The 15430-nt window shown below is 64.4% G+C and carries 12 protein-coding genes; 3 read left to right on the top strand and 9 right to left on the bottom strand.

Features of this window, described 5'->3' with window-relative positions; genetic code table 11:
• Window positions 1-93 precede the first annotated feature (93 nt).
• Together U5782_RS00560 and U5782_RS00555 are read right to left on the bottom strand one after the other, a co-directional pair.
• Complete coding sequence (locus U5782_RS00560; RefSeq protein ID WP_322041917.1) at window positions 94-1335, bottom strand: NAD(P)/FAD-dependent oxidoreductase; 1242 nt, start codon at window positions 1333-1335, stop codon at window positions 94-96.
• 129 nt (window positions 1336-1464) lie between these two features.
• The gene (locus U5782_RS00555) at window positions 1465-2334 is read right to left on the bottom strand and encodes a transporter substrate-binding domain-containing protein (RefSeq protein WP_322041916.1); all 870 of its coding nucleotides are present in this window, start codon (window positions 2332-2334) and stop codon (window positions 1465-1467) included.
• Window positions 2335-2602: 268 nt separating this feature from the next.
• On the opposite strand from U5782_RS00555, the gene U5782_RS00550 reads away from it, so the two are divergent.
• On the top strand, window positions 2603-3442 hold the full coding sequence (locus U5782_RS00550) for a cytochrome c (protein ID WP_322041915.1): 840 nt from the start codon (window positions 2603-2605) through the stop codon (window positions 3440-3442).
• Between the two features lie 55 nt (window positions 3443-3497).
• Here the strand turns inward: U5782_RS00550 and U5782_RS00545 are convergent, their stop codons facing one another.
• The 4 genes from U5782_RS00545 to U5782_RS00530 form a co-directional block, all read right to left on the bottom strand.
• Complete coding sequence (locus tag U5782_RS00545; RefSeq protein WP_322041914.1) at window positions 3498-4337, bottom strand: ABC transporter permease; 840 nt, start codon at window positions 4335-4337, stop codon at window positions 3498-3500.
• A gap of 13 nt (window positions 4338-4350) precedes the next feature.
• The gene (locus tag U5782_RS00540; RefSeq protein WP_322041913.1) at window positions 4351-5628 is read right to left on the bottom strand and encodes an ABC transporter permease; all 1278 of its coding nucleotides are present in this window, start codon (window positions 5626-5628) and stop codon (window positions 4351-4353) included.
• Between the two features lie 105 nt (window positions 5629-5733).
• On the bottom strand, window positions 5734-6777 hold the full coding sequence (locus U5782_RS00535) for an ABC transporter substrate-binding protein (protein ID WP_415914217.1): 1044 nt from the start codon (window positions 6775-6777) through the stop codon (window positions 5734-5736).
• Window positions 6778-6847: 70 nt separating this feature from the next.
• Entirely contained in the window at window positions 6848-7939 is a 1092-nt protein-coding gene (locus U5782_RS00530; protein ID WP_322041912.1) for an ABC transporter ATP-binding protein, read from the bottom strand.
• 179 nt (window positions 7940-8118) lie between these two features.
• On the opposite strand from U5782_RS00530, the gene U5782_RS00525 reads away from it, so the two are divergent.
• Window positions 8119-9633, top strand: a complete 1515-nt coding sequence (locus tag U5782_RS00525; RefSeq protein WP_322041911.1) for a PLP-dependent aminotransferase family protein — start codon at window positions 8119-8121, stop codon at window positions 9631-9633.
• Between the two features lie 81 nt (window positions 9634-9714).
• On the opposite strand, the gene U5782_RS00520 is transcribed toward U5782_RS00525, so the two are convergent.
• Complete coding sequence (locus U5782_RS00520) at window positions 9715-11022, bottom strand: MFS transporter (RefSeq protein WP_322041910.1); 1308 nt, start codon at window positions 11020-11022, stop codon at window positions 9715-9717.
• 238 nt (window positions 11023-11260) lie between these two features.
• Here U5782_RS00520 and U5782_RS00515 point away from each other — a divergent pair, with 238 nt between their 5' ends.
• Window positions 11261-11785 (top strand): nucleoside 2-deoxyribosyltransferase, encoded by a 525-nt coding sequence (locus U5782_RS00515; protein WP_322042506.1) that lies wholly within the window; start codon window positions 11261-11263, stop codon window positions 11783-11785.
• A 20-nt stretch (window positions 11786-11805) separates the two neighbouring features.
• On the opposite strand, the gene U5782_RS00510 is transcribed toward U5782_RS00515, so the two are convergent.
• Window positions 11806-13473: a S10 family serine carboxypeptidase-like protein gene (locus U5782_RS00510; RefSeq protein ID WP_322041909.1), complete on the bottom strand. Its 1668-nt coding sequence runs from the start codon at window positions 13471-13473 to the stop codon at window positions 11806-11808.
• Window positions 13474-13645: 172 nt separating this feature from the next.
• Window positions 13646-15259, bottom strand: coding sequence for a S53 family peptidase (locus U5782_RS00505; protein WP_322041908.1), 1614 nt, complete (start codon window positions 15257-15259; stop codon window positions 13646-13648).
• Between the last annotated feature and the right edge of the window lie 171 nt (window positions 15260-15430).

Raw genomic sequence — 15430 nt, 5'->3', positions numbered from 1 at the left:
CGATGATAGTGCAGCGCCGAGCGAGCGCCCCGGCACGTAGATCAAGCTTTCATGCGATCGCCTGAACGTGCCAGATCGGCGCTCGATAACCCCTTAGGCCAGCGTAGCCGCCGCAAACTTGCCGATTTCCGTAGCCGGATCGCGCAGGGCCGCCACGTCGAGCGTCTTGCCCGTGCCCACGAGCTTCTTGCCGCACAGGAAGTCGGGCATCGAGCTGACCGCGTCGACCGCGAGGAGCACGCCGCCCTTCAGATAGTAGACGGCAAAGCGGCGCGCCGCCGGATCGCCTCGCACCACGGTCTCGTCATAGCCTTCGTGCAGGCCCACGGTCTGCAGCTTGAGATCGAACTGATCGGACCAGAACCACGGCGCATCGCAGGCAGGACGCGCACGGCCGACTATCGCCGACGCCGCCAGCTTCGCCTGCTCCACCGCGTTATGGACGCTCTCCAACCGGCCCGTGCGGCCATAGTGCGAGAGCGGACGGCTCGCGCAGTCGCCGATTGCGAACACGTCCGGATCGGACGTGCGTGCGTCGTCGTCCACCTGGATGCCATTGACGCAGACGATGCCCGCGTCTTCGGCCAGCGCGACGTTCGGCAGAATGCCGATGCCGATCAGCGCGAGCGTGGCGGGCACGATTTCGCCGCCCGCGAGCTGCACGCCGGTGAGCTTGCCGTTCTCGCCCACGAGCGCTTCGATCTTCGCATTCAGGCGCAGATCGACGCCTTGCGCGCGATGTTCGCTTTCATAGAAGCTGGAGACCGTCTCGCCGGTCACGCGGCCGAGCACGCGCGGCGCGGCTTCGAGCACCGTCACGTCGTGGCCGAGCTGACGCGCGGCCGCCGCGGCTTCGAGGCCGATATAGCCCGCGCCGATCACCACGAGCTTTTCGCCCGGCTTGACGCGCTCGCGCAGCACGTCGGCGTCCGCGAGCGAGCGCAGCGCCACCACGCCCGCCAGATCGTGGCCAGGCACGGTCAAGGCGCGCGGCGTGGAGCCGGTCGCGAGGATCAGCTTGTCGTACGGGAGCGCCGTGCCGTCAGCGAGTGCGAGCGTATGGTTCGCGCGATCGAGCGACTGCGCGCTCACGCCGAGCTTCAGCTCGATGCGCTGATCCTCGTAGAACTGGCGCGGCTTGAGCCACAGCTTTTCGACATCCGATTCGCCCTTGAGATAGGCCTTGCTGAGCGGCGGCCGATGATACGGCGGCACCGGCTCCTCGCCCACCAGCACGACGCGCCCCTCGAAACCATACTGGCGCAGTAGCGCCGCTGCGTTGCCGCCCGCGTGCCCTGCCCCGACGATGACTACCGTGCTGCCTTGTTCCTGCATGTCCGCTCCCGTTCGTTCAATCGCTGCGCGGCCGCAAGCGGGCGCGCTTCTTCAGGAGCGAGATCATCTCACGTCTGCGCGCCAGCCCGCAAAAAAGCCCGCACGGCTCAGCCACGCGTCAGGCACGGGTCAGTCGAGCGCGCGGTCGTCGGGCGCCGCGTAGCGCGCGCGTAGTTGCGAGGTCATCGGGAAGTCGATCGTCACGCCATGCGGCGGCACCGGCTGCTCGAACCACTTATGGTAAAGCGTCGCCATTTCGCCGCTTTTCATGAGCGCACTCATCGTATCGTTCACCAGCTGCTGGAACGCGGGATCGCCGTTACGCATCATGAATGCATAGGCCTCCCAGGATTGCGGCGTACCGACGATGATCCAGTCCGATGGATGCGCCGTCAACGAACGTACCCCCGCCAGCAGCACATCGTCCATCATGTACGCGACGGCGCGACCCGATTCGAGCGACGCGCGCCCTTCGGCATAGTCCTTCGCGCTGATCACGCGCATGTTCATCGGCTTCTGCTGGTTCATCAGGCGCAGAATGCGCTCGGACGTCGTGCCTTGATTGGTGAGCACGCTCTTGCCCACGAGATCGCTGAAATCATGAATGCCCGAGTCCTTGTGCGTGAGCAGCCGCGTGCCCGCAATGAAGAAGGTATCGGAAAACGTCACCTGGCTTTGACGCGCGCGCAGATGGGTCGTCACCCCGCACTCCAGATCGACGGTGCCGTTCTGCACGAGCGGAATGCGGTTCTGCGACGTCACGGGAATGAAGCGCACTTCGAGGTTCGGGCGCTGAGTCCTGGCCTTGACCGCCGCGATAATACGATTGCAGATGTCCTGCGAAAAACCGATCACCTTGCCATCCGCATCGCGATACGAAAACGGCAACGAGGCCTCGCGATAACCGATGGCGATGCGATTGGCCGCCTGGATTTTTTCCAGGGTCGGCTGCGCGATCTGTGCGTGCGCCGTCTGTGGTCCAGCCAACAGCGCGCTCATGCCGAAAGCCGTCACGATTGCCAACATCCGGGCCGTGCGCGACGGCCATTGCCTGTTTCGTTTCCTGATCCGCTCTCGCATGCCCGCTATTCCATTTCGATGTAGCAGCCGAGATGTTAGCGTGCGCGCCGCGACGGGTGCAGCCCGCGCGCTATCGGCGCCTTGCCACAACTGACATAATCCGCTCACCGTTGCCGAACAAACTGGAATTGGCGTTTCGCAGAGGGCGCCACCCACATCGCCGACAACAACCATTCACAGAGGACACATGTTGAAACGCGTGTGGTTTGCGGCGTTGCTGCTGACGCTTGGCATGATCGGGCACTGTGCCGTCGCGCAGCCCACGATCGAACTGACGATAGGTGGAACAACCCGGTCGTTCAGCCAGGACGCCTTACTGGCGCGTGCCGATACGGCAGAAATACACGTTGCGCGAGACATCGCCTACGACGGCGCCTCGTCGACCTACCGCGCCGTGCCGCTAGCCAACCTGCTCGACAATGCGGCGCTGCCTGCGGACAGCGTGCTCGAAGCCCGCGCAACCGACGGCTTCGCCGCGCAACTGCCGATGGACCTCGTGCGCAACCGCGATCCCTCGCAAGCCGTCGCATGGCTCGCGGTCGAGGACCCCGCGCACCCGTGGCCGAAGCTGCGGGGCAAGCCGGTCAGCGCGGGACCGTTCTACCTGGTCTGGGTCGGTAAGGAAGCGGCCTCCGAGCGCAGCGAGCAGTGGCCCTACCAGATCGCGCGACTCGCTACGCAACCCTCGCCAGCCGCGCGTTGGCCCGTGCTCGCCGTCGATCCAGCGCTGCCGGCAACCGATCCGGTGCGCGCGGGCCAAAGCCTGTTCATCACCCAGTGCCTCGCCTGCCATCGTCTCAACCACGCGGGCAGCGCGGACACCGGCCCCGACCTCAACGTGCCGATGAATCCCGTCGAGTACTTTCAGCCCGCCGCGCTGCACCGCTATATTCGCAATCCGGCCTCGGTTCGGGACTGGCCGGGCCGCGTCATGCCGGCCTTCGCGCCGGACCAGCTAAGCGATCGCGAGATCGATCTGATCGTCGCTTATCTTGCGTACATGGCGCAGAGAAAGACCGGACGTTAAGGCATGCGAATCAAGAGCAGGTCTATGTCGAGCACGTGTCCCGCCGTCGATCGTTTTATGGCTTGACCGCGCGAGCAGCGCTTCTGCCACGCAGCCATTCGAGCGCGAGCAGCAGACAGGTCGAAAAGACAATCAGAATCGTCGCCAGCGCGGCAATCGTCGGGCTGATGTTCTCGCGGATGCCCGTGAACATCTGCCGTGGCAGCGTCGTTTGATCGGCGCCCGCGAGGAACAGCGTCACCACCACTTCGTCGAATGACGTCGCGAACGCGAACAGCGCTCCCGACATCACGCCCGGCGCGATTGTGGGCAAGGTGATGCGAAAAAACGTCGTGACCGGATTCGCACCCAGCGACAGACTCGCACGCACGAGATTGTGATTGAAGCCCGCCAGCGTCGCCGACACCGTCGTCACCACGAAGGGCACCCCCAGCGACGCGTGCGCGAGAATCAGCCCGGTATACGTATTGGCGAGTCCGAGCGGTGCGAAGAACAGATACATGCCGACGCCCACCACCACCACCGGCACGATCATCGGCGAAATGAGGATAGCCATCAGCAGCGATTTGCCGCGAAAATCGGCCTTGTTCAGACCGATGGCCGCGAGCGTGCCGAGTACAGTCGCCACCACGGTCGCGAGCGGGCCGACGATAAAGCTGTTCTTCGCGGCCATGCGCCATTCGTCGGACATCACGAGGTTTTCATACCAGCGCATCGACCAGCCCGGAATCGGATAGACGAGGAAGGTGCTCGACGAAAACGACAGCGGCACGATCGCCAGCACGGGCAGGATCAGATACAGCAGCGTGAGCACGGCGAGGCCGCGCAACGTGAAGTACCAGACGCGTTCGATGCCCGAGGTGTGCGGGGCAAAAAGCGGTTTCGCGAATTTCATGTCGTGGCCTCCGTTAGCCGAGGCTCAGGTTCGTGCGCGTGAAGCGCACGTAGACGAAATACAGCACGGTCGTGGCCACGAGCAGCAGCGCACCGAGCGAGCACGCCATGCCCCAGTTGATCGACACGTTCGTGAAGTACGCCACGTAGTAGCTCACCATCTGGTCGGCCGGGCCGCCGAGCAGCGCGGGCGTGATGTAGTAGCCAATCGAGAGAATGAACACGAGCAGCACGCCCGCGCCAATGCCCGGATAAGTCTGCGGTACATACACGCGCCAGAAGGCCGCGAACGGATGGCTGCCGAGCGACACGGCCGCTCGCTGGTAGGTGGACGGGATCGACTTCATCACGCTGTAGAGCGGCAGCACCATGAAGGGCAACAGAATGTGCGTCATCGAGATATACACGCCGACGCGGTTGAACAGCAGCGCGAGCGGCGACGAAATGATGCCGGTGCCAATCAACGCCTTGTTGACCAGACCTTCGCTTTGCAGAATCACGATCCACGCCGCCACGCGCACGAGAATCGACGTCCAGAATGGAATCAGCACGAGGATCATCACGAGGTTGGCGCGGCGCTCGGAGAGCGTCGAGATCCAGTACGCGAGCGGATAGCCAAGCACGAGCGCAAACAAGGTGACGAACACGCTGATCACAAACGTGCGCCCGAACACGGCGAGATAGATCTGCTGCTCGGGATCGGCGGCTACGATGCTGCCGAACGCGTCCTGCTTGTGGTCGAGCGAGGCGAGCAGATAGAACGGCGAATAATGGCCGCTATTCTTCGCGATGGCCTGCCAGTAGGTCACATCGCCCCAGCGGTCGTCGAGCTCGACGATTTTGGCGCGCGTCTGCGCGGGTGTGAGTGTGAGCGGCTTGCCGTTGTCGTCGGACAGCGGCATCGCGCGCGCGGTCTTGGCCACGAGCGAGCGATAGCCCGCGATTTCCACGTTCAGGCGGCGCGCGAGCGCGCCCATTGCGTCGCCGTCCTGCACCGCCGCGAGGTCCTGCGCGAGCGCGGTATAAGCCGCGTCGGGCGGCGCGCTCTTGCGGTCCCAGTCATGCAGCGCCGCGACCGTATGCGGCAGCGCGGTGGCCACTTCGGGATTCTGTACGGCGCGCGTGAGCAGCGCCGCAATCGGCACGACGAAAATCAGCAACAGAAAAATGGCCAGCGGCGCGATCAGCATGAGCGCCATCGTGCGCTTCTTCGCCTGCGCGACGCGCAGTTCGCGCTTCAGTCGCGCGCTGGATTCGCCTGCATTATCGGCTGCGGTTGTCGCGGTCGTCATGGTTGTCACATCGAGTCTCCTGCACTGCCTCCGTTGCTGCGCGGCGCGCCTTGCACCCTGCAAGCCGCGCGCGCCGCGCAACGGATACTTCAACGGTTCACGCGCTTACTTCGCAGCCCACGAAGCGAAGCGCTGCTCCAGTTCGTCGCCGTGGTCGGTCCAGAACGTGAGGTTCTGCTGCACCGCGTTCTTGCCGTTGGCCGGCGAGTTCGGCAGGTTATCCAGCGTCTTCGTGTCGAGCGCCTTGATGGCGTTCTCGTTCACCGGACCATAGGCGATGTGCTTCGCGTACTCCTGCTGCGGCTTCGGCGAAAGCGTGTAGGCGATGTACTTGAGCGCCGCGTCCTTGTTCGGCGAGCCCTTCGGAATCGCCCAGTAGTCCAGATCGTAGATGCTGCCGTTCCACACGACCTTGAGGTTCTTGCCTTCGCGCTGCGCGGCGTCGATCCGGCCATTGAAGGCCGTGGACATCACCACGTCACCAGCCACGAGGAACTGCGGCGGCTGCGCGCCCGCTTCCCACCACTGGATGTTCGGCTTGAGTTCGTCGAGCTTCTTGAACGCGCGGTCCTGGCCTGCCTTCGTCGAGAGCACCTTGTAGACGTCCTGCGGTGCGACGCCGTCGGCCATCAGCGCGAATTCGAGGTTGTACTGCGCGCCCTTGCGCATGCCGCGCTTGCCCGGGAATTTCTTCGTGTCCCAGAAGTCGGCCCAGCTGGTGGGTGCGCTCTTGAGCTTGTCGGCGTTATAGGCGAGCGCCGTGGACCACACGAAGAAGCCCGCGCCGCACGGCTGCTGTGCGGCCTTCATGAAGTCGCTCTTGTTGCCGAGCTTCGACCAGTCGAGCTTCTCGTAGAGGCCTTCGTCGCAACCGCGCGCGATGTCGCCGGTTTCGACTTCCACCACGTCCCAGTTGACGTGCTTCGCTTCGACCATGGCCTTGACCTTGGCCTGCTCGCCGTTGTACTCGACGGTCGTGATCTTCGTGCCCGTCTGCGCCTGGTACGGCTCGTTGAAGGCCGCCTTCTGCGCGTTGCCATTCGCGCCGCCAAAGTTCACGACCGTGAGTTCCGCCGCGTGCGCCGCGCCGAACGAGAGTGCGAGCGTGGCCGCGACCGCCGCAACGCGCATGTTGCCGATCTTCTTCATGGTGAGTCCCTTCTCCTTGGTGGTTTGTCTTGCCGGGCCCTTCAGCACGGATGGCGTGGCCCGGTCGTCTTCACGCGAACACGCGCAGATGTTCGGGCGCAAACTCGAGCGCGACCGGCTGACCGGGCGCGAAACCGGCGAGCGCCTCGGTGCCGAGCGGCACTTTCACGAAGCACTCGTCCTGCTGAGGCAGACCGCAGCGCATACGCACGTGGTCGCCGTAATAGATCAGACTGCGCGCCTCGCCCGCGATGGCGTTCGCACCGCCGTTCACACCCTGCGCCGCGAGCTTCATGCGTTCGGGGCGAATGCAGGCGATGGCGTCGGCGCCCGCTTGCGCGCCCGCGACGTTGCGCCCCTTGAGACGGGTGCCGTCGGCCAGATGGATTTCGCAGAACTCGCCTTCGACCGAGGCGATCTTGCCGCGCAGGCGATTGCTGTCGCCGATGAAGTTCGCGACGAACTCGTTGCACGGCGATTCATACAGACGGTCCACGGTATCGAGTTGCTGCACGATGCCCTTGTCGAACACCGCCACGCGGTCGGACATGGTGAGCGCCTCGCCCTGATCGTGCGTGACGTAGACGAACGTGACGCCAAGCTTCTCATGCAGTGATTTCAGTTCGTACTGCATATGTTCGCGCAACTGTTTGTCGAGCGCGCCCAGCGGCTCGTCCATCAGCACCAGCTTGGGCTGGAACACCAGCGCGCGCGCCAGCGCGATACGCTGCTGCTGCCCGCCCGAAAGCTGCGCCGGATACCGTTTCGCGAAGCTCTCCATGCGCACCATCTTGAGCGCGTCGTTCACGCGCGCAGCGCGCTCGGCCGCCGGCACCTTGCGCACGCCCAGCGGATACGCCACGTTCTGCTCGACCGTCATGTGCGGGAACAGCGCGTAATTCTGGAACACCATGCCGATGTCGCGCTTGTGCGGCGGCACGTTGTTCAGCAGCTTGCCTTCGAGGCGAATTTCGCCGCCGGTCGGGAATTCGAAACCCGCAAGCATCATGAGGCACGTGGTCTTGCCCGAACCGGACGGCCCGAGCAGTGTCAGGAACTCGCCCTGATAAATGTCCAGATCGAGCTGCTTCACGACCAGGGTTTCGCCGTCGTATGTCTTGCGTACGCCGCGAAAGCTGACGATCACGTCCGATTGCTTCATCGCCCTGTCTCCTGTCCTTGTTCCCGTATTGCCGCACACTGCCGATCCGGCGCAATTAAATAAATACTGTCGCAGGCACTAGCTGAACCTGACGTGCGGATTACTATAGTTGTTTCCGGTTCCATTCAATGGAGCCATTTCATTATTCCTGATGGAACCACTTTGCTGGCGATGATGCAATGGTAATTTTGTCCGACTGGCTGGCCGCGCAACTCGATAAGGCCGACATCGAGCCGGTCTACCGCCAGTTGCTGCGTCTGATGCAACAGGCCATCCTGACCGGCCAGCTCGCGCCCGGCACCAAGCTGCCCAGTTCGCGCACGCTAGCCAGCGACCTGGGCATCGCGCGAAATACCGTGGTCCATGTGTACGACCAATTGAGCGCCGAGGGCTACGTGCTCTCGACCACCGGCAGCGGCACCTACGTTGCCGACACGCGTCCCGACTCCGCCGCGGTGGGCCCTCGCACCGCTTTGCGCGCGCCGGAAGACACCAATCCGCCCACCGCTCCCCCATCTTGCCCGCGCGGCGACATGTCGGTACGCGGGCAACGCCTGATTGACGAAGCGGGCGTTTCAGCCCGGCAGTGGGGCGCATTCATGCCGGGCGTGCCCGACGTGGCCGAATTTCCCGCGCGCACCTGGAGCCGCCTGCAATCGCGCCTCTGGAAGTCGGTGAGCCACGACCTGCTCACTTACGCGCCGGGCGGCGGCTATCGCCCGCTGCGGCGCGCCTTGTCGGACTATCTGCGCGTGGCCCGCTCGGTGCGTTGCTCGCCCGAGCAGATCATCATCACGACCGGCATCCATCAGTCGATCGATCTCGCCGTGCGCCTGCTCGCCGACCACGGCGACCGCGCCTGGGTCGAGGAACCGTGTTATTGGGGCGCGCGCAGCGTGTTGCAGGCGTCGGGCATCGAACTCGCGCCCATCCCCGTGGATGCCGAAGGGTTGAATCCGGGCGACGCCGATCTGCGTCATCCGCCCCGTCTGGCGCTCGTCACGCCCTCGCATCAGTATCCGCTAGGGATGGTCATGAGCCTCGCGAGACGCCGCACGCTGCTCGAATACGCGCGCCAGCACAAGGTCTGGATCATCGAGGACGATTACGACAGCGAGTTCCGCTACGGCAGCCGGCCACTTGCGTCGTTGCAGGGGCTCGACGAATCGGATCGCGTGATTTACGTGGGCAGTCTCGGCAAGCTGTTGTTCCCGGGCTTGCGCGTCGGCTATATGGTGGTGCCCGAGCGACTCGCCGCCACGTTCCGCACGGGCGTCGCCGAGTTGTATCGCGAAGGCCAGTTGATGCAGCAGGCCGTGCTGGCCGAGTTCATCATGGACGGCTATCTCACCTCGCACGTGCGTCGCATGCGCACGCTCTACGGCGAGCGCCGCCAATTGCTGATCGACGCAGTCACGCGCCATTTCGGCGATGCGCTGCCCGTCATGGGTGACGAAGCCGGTCTGCATTTCGTACTCGGCTTGCCCGACCACTGCGACGACCGCCTGGTGACGGCCGCAGCCTATGACGCCGGTGTGATCGTGCGGCCGCTCGCGGCGTACTACCTGGGCAAACAGGAACGCAAAGGATTGCTAACCGGTTATGCGTGCGTCCCGCACGAGAACATCGACCCGGCGTTCGCGACCCTTGCGCGCGTCATCGAAGCGCACGCATTCGGCAAGCGCGCAGCGTAACGGCAAGACCATGAAAAAAGGCAGCGGACGCATCCGCTGCCTTTCGGTCGCTACACGGGCGCATCGTGCGCCACGGAGAGATTAGCTGTTGACGATCGCCTTCGGTTGCAACAGCGCAAGCAACGCCCCCAGCGCCATCGCCGCCGCCACGCAGTACATGCCCCCGTTGGTGCTGTGCGTGACGTCTTTCATCCAGCCGATGATCGACGGACTCACGAAGCCCGCGAGATTGCCGATCGAGTTGATCATGCCGATTGCCGCCGCGGCCGAGCCGCCCGCGAGAATCGCGCTCGGCCACGCCCAGAACACCGGCATGGTCGCGAGCATGCCGGCCGCGCCCACGGACAGCGCGAGCATGGCGAGCGGCACGTTGTTCGCAAACACCGTGCTGAAATAGAGTCCCAAGGCCGAAGCCAGCGATGCGATGGCGAAATGCCAGCGGCGCTCGCCCGTGCGATCCGCGCTCTTCGCCACGAACAGCATGCTGAATACCGCGCAGCCATAGGGAATCGCCGTCAGCAAGCCAACGTCGAGCGCGTCCTTCACGCCGCTCGCCTTGATGAGCGTCGGCAGATAGAAGCTGATGCCATAGAGGCCCATCATGCAGCAGAAGTAAATCGCGGCCATGAGCCACACGCGGCCGTTGCCGAACACCGATGCAATCGACGCATGGCCCTTGCCGGCCTGATCGGCCTCGATATTCTTTTCGAGCACCGCGCGTTCGTCATTCGAGAGCCACTTCGCTGCGCGAATGGTGTTCGGCAGATAGAACAGCGTAATCACGCCGAGCACAAACGACGGAATCGCCTCGATGAGGAACAGCCATTGCCAGCTCGCCAACCCGTCGCGGCCGTTGAACGCCGCGAGAATCCAGCCCGACAGCGGACCACCGAATACGCCCGCCACCGGAATGCCGATCATGAAGAGCGCGTTCATGCGGCTGCGTCGCGCGGCCGGGAACCAATAGGTCAAATAGAGCACGATGCCAGGGAAGAAACCCGCTTCGGCCACCCCCAGCAGGAAGCGCACCATATAGAACTGCGTGGGCGTCTTCACGAGTAGCGAGGCCGCTGAAATCACGGCCCAGGTGAGCATGATGCGTGCAATCCACACGCGCGCCCCCACGCGATGCATCAGGATATTGCTCGGGACTTCAAAGAAAAAATAGCCGATGAAGAAGATGCCCGCGCCGAGGCCATAAACGGTCTCGCTGAATTGCAGGTCGCTCAGCATTTGCAGCTTGGCGAACCCCACGTTCACACGATCCAGATAGGCCGCGACGTAGCAAAGAAAGAGAAAGGGCAACAGGCGCAGGGTGGCCTTGGCGTAGGCCCGGTTTTCGAGCTGCTGTTGTGCGGCGCTCGACAGGCCGCTGGCAAGTGTATTCATGGTCTCCACATGGTGTGCCGAAAAATCGGAGCGTGTCTTGTGCGTGGCTCAGCGCCCCATTTGCAGCGCGGATGTTACCGATCCCGTACGCTGGATGCAAATCGCATGATCGTAGCGGCCTGTATTCAGGCCTGTCAACCATTCGTAAGACCAGCACAAACTGCGCACACTCACGTTGGAAGGCTAGAATCGACGTTCGGGTTTCGTATCGGAACCCTCGCATGGAGGAACGCACGTGATGACGCTTGCCGCTTCGCCCCGCCGTCCGCGCATCTATCTCGCGGGCTTCGACGTGTTCCGCCTCGACGCCGTCGAACATGGCGCGCGCCTCGTCGCCGCCTGTGCCGAGCATGGTTTCGAGGGCGTTTATCCGCTCGACACCCAGGTGCCCGCCGACCTCGACGGACCACGCCAGGCCGCATGGATCTATCGCGCCAATATCGACGCCATTCGTGGCGCCGACATCGTCATGGCCAATGTCGACGACTTTCGCGGGCCGGGCGAGCCGGACTCGGGCACCGCGTTCGAGATTGGTTTTGCCGCCGCGCTCGGCAAGGAAATCTGGGCCTACACCCAGGACCCGGGCACGCTGATCGAACGCGTGCCCGCACAATCAGGGCCGCAAGGACGCGTTTGCGAACGTGGCTTTCTGGTGGAAGATTTCGGGCTGCCAAAGAATCTCATGATTGCCTGCGCGGCGCGTATCGTGCAAGGCGACGCTCACGCGTGCCTCGATGCGCTGGCGCGGGGACGTCTGGACTAACGCCCCGCGCCTTGCGGCCCTCAGTGATGCATCGCGCTCAGGGTGCTCATGCGCTGCAACGCGCGAATGCGCGCAATCGCGGGCTGATCCGTCACGGCGCTCTGGTAGAGCTTCGTGAGATCGGCCTTGAGCGCGGTGCGCGACGCGCCGTCGAGATAAACCATATGCCCGGAGGGATAGAAGCGCGCGCTCAGGTTGTTGCGCACTTTCTGGTCGAGCAGCGGCATCTGCTGCAAGTCGATCACGGTCTGATAGAACGGCGTGACGAAGTCGTAATAGCCATTCGCGGATAACACGCGCAGATCGGGATTGAGCGCCATCACGGCGGCAAGATCGCCTGCCGTGTAAAGCACGATATTGCCCTGCGCATCCACGCCCTTTTGCGCGCCGGTGGGATCGATATGGCCGAAGTCCCAGTTCTTGAAGGCCTGATCATTGAGGTCCGTGAACGACGAATTGGTGCGGAACTTGAGCGTCTCGTTCAGATAGCTGTTCCACATCGCCGTGTAGACCCCGCTCACGGCCGTCATGGTCGGATCGTTGCCGCCCGAGTTCGGGTCGATATCGCCCGCAATGCCGGTGTCGATCGCCGTCACCCGGCCATCGTAGGAGCCTAGCGCCACGCCCTTATTCTTGAGCAGCGTCGTGAGAAAGAGCGAATTGCCGCGGCTGTCGTAAGCGGCGATATCGAGGTTCCACGATTCGAGCGTCTGCGTATCGATGCCCGTATATTGCGAGAGCGTCTTGAGCACGCCGGGAATCGCCGGATTTTTCGGATCGGGGAATTTCTGCAACGCCAGCCGGTAATCGGTGCGCGCGAATTGCGCCACCTGCGCGGCGAAGCTGCCCAGGTCCTTGGGCGCGGGCTTGACGCCCAGTCGCTTGTGAAACCAAGCATCGGCTGCCGCCGTAGGCAACGCGCCCATCGGATTGCCGCTTTGCGTGTAATCGAGTATCGACGATTGCAGCGTGATGCCGTTCAGATCCACGCCGTCTTCGTGCAGACGATACGCGAGCACGCAACTGCGCGCCGTGCCGTACGACTCGCCGTAAAGAAACTTGGGCGAATTCCAGCGGTCGTTCGCGCTCAGATAGCGCTTGATGAACTGCTTGAGCGAGTCGGCGTCCTGATCCACGCCCCAAAAATCGCGGTTGTGATGCGGCGCCACCGCCGCCGAATAGCCCGTGCCGACCGGGTTGATGAAAATGAGGTCGCTGCGGTCGAGCAGACTGTCCGGATTGTCTTCGAGCGTATAAGGCGCGGGCGGCGTGAAGCCCGGCATCGAGGTCTTGATCCGCTTGGGCGCGAACGAGCCCAGCAGCACGAACACCGACGACGAGCCCGGCCCGCCGTTATAGAAGAAGGTGACCGGACGGTCCTGCGCCTGTACGCCGTCCTTCGTGAACGCGACGTAGAAGATCTTGGCGTTCGGCTGCGAACTGCTCGGGTCCACGGTGACGAGATGGCCTGCGGTCGCGGTATAGGCAATCACCTCGCTGCCGATCTGGATCGCATGATGCGTGATGGCGGCGTTCTCGGTCATGTCGGTCACGAAGTCGTCGGGACCGTTGCCGTAAGCGGTGGGATCGAAGCATGGCTGGTCGGCCGGGCTGCGATGCTTGCCGTTGCCGCTGGCCGCCCCGGCTGCGTGCCCGTTGCCCTTGCTGGAATGAGCCTCGTCGTTCATGTCGTCTCCTTGCTCGTGGTACGCATCGCCCGCGCTGCTGGTGTCACTGTTGACGGGCAATGCGCGTGTTTCGCTTCGGAAACCTCCGAAGCCCCTCGGATACCATCGGAAACAGGAAGCAAAAAACCACTGCGCGCACGGTGATCCTATACCGGGCGCGCCCAGGCCCACCTCAAGCGAGCGCGGCCGCCACCTTGCTGCCCACGGGCGTGCCTAGTCCCGTGCAGGCGTCCCAGCCGGGCGCGGCGGCATAGTCGCCATTGCCGCCGCTCGTCACGTCGTTGAACGCGGCGGGCTGCGCGTAGAGCTTCGCGTTGATGAATCCCGCCGCCTTGCCGCTGTTCGCGTTGATGCGCGCGATCAGCGCGGCCCACAGCGGCGCGACGGCGCTCGTGCCGCCCACCACCGTATCGGCGCCGCCAATATGGACCGCATAGCCCGTGGCCGGATCGGCATCGCCGGACACGTCGGGCACGCCTCGCCGCACCAGCGCGCCCGCGCCCCCACTCGCACGCACGAGCCGCAACCCCTTCTGCCACGCGGGCAGCGCAAACGTCATGCTGACGCCCCCGCCGCTCGCGCCATCCGCGCCGCTGCTCCAGACCGTCTCGCGCGTGATGCGCCCGTTCGCGGCCGTGACGTGCGTGCCGCCGCAGCCGAGCGCGTACGGGCTCGACGCGGGAAAATCGACATGATCCGCGCCATCGCTCACGCCATCCGACGAGCCGCTATCGCCGGACGCGGCGCACACCGTCACCCCCAGCGCCACGGCAGTCTGCAAGGCGTCGTTGAGCGCGCCCAGCGACTGCTGCGACCATACCGACTCCGGCGCGCCCCAACTGATCGAAATGACCGAGGGCTTGCGCTGGCTGTCGTGCAGCGCGGCGCTTACGGCGTCGACGAAACCGGCCTCGCTATTGGGCGCAAAGTACACGGCGATCAATGCGGCAGGCGCGAGCGCGCCGACGATCTCCACATCGAGCGTGACTTCGCCATCCGGGCCGTTCGGGTCGCCGGTGGGCGCGTTGTTCACCTGATCGACGGACACGGCCTCCACCTGCGGCTGCGCCACGCCCAGGGCGCTGAAATACGCCTTCAGGTCGGCTTGCGCATAGCCGCCGCCCATTTCGATCAGCGCGATGCATTGGCCGCGGCCGTCGCCCGCCGGAAAGTCATACAGGTCGGCGATCTGCAACGGCGTGAACGAGCGGCTGACCGCGCGCGCGGCGCGGATTGGCGCATGCACGAGGCCATCGCCCACCGATGCTGGCAGCGGCGCGGCCGATTCGATGCGGAAGTGGGGCTGCACCTTCGCGCGGCTGTCGAGGCCGACGACGGCCGTGACGATGTCGTGCAGGTCGTCGGGCAGATGCACGGGCCCAACCGGCTGGCGAAAATGCTGCTTGAGCGCGCCGATCTGATGCTCGAAGCGTTGCAACTCAACGCCAAACGCGTCGTTGTACTGCTGCACCGTGCCCGACAACACGAGACGGCGCGCACTCGCGTCGGCCTTCACGACCGTGAGGCCATGCGCCGTGGCGAACGACTCGGCATGCTTCAGATCGGCCGCCGACGCGCCGAAACGATGTTCATAGTCCGCGCGCGAAACCGGCCGGGCGCCGGGCGCGCCAGCCGTAATGCCGTCCACCAGCGCGCGAAAGCCCGCTTGGTCCTGGCGACGCAGAATCAGCACGACGTTGAAATGTTCAGCCGGGTCGCATGCGCCGACGCATTGCGCGCCGGCCGGCACGGGATGATCACTGCCTGCCACGGGATGCCTGGTCATGGCCGCTTCTCCTTGATGGGCACGCGCCCGCTCGCGGGTGAGCGCGTACCGGATTGTGCAGTTTCCCTGCGCCGCACGGGTCTTGCATGCCCAGGCAGGCGCGTGGAGATTCGTCGCGCATCGCCCCAGGCTGGCCAGCAGGCCGTGCGACGCGCACACAACCGTATGAGG

Source organism: Paraburkholderia sp. J67 (genome assembly GCF_905220265.1).
Lineage (GTDB): Bacteria > Pseudomonadota > Gammaproteobacteria > Burkholderiales > Burkholderiaceae > Paraburkholderia.
This window is presented reverse-complemented; position numbering and strand designations above follow the sequence as displayed.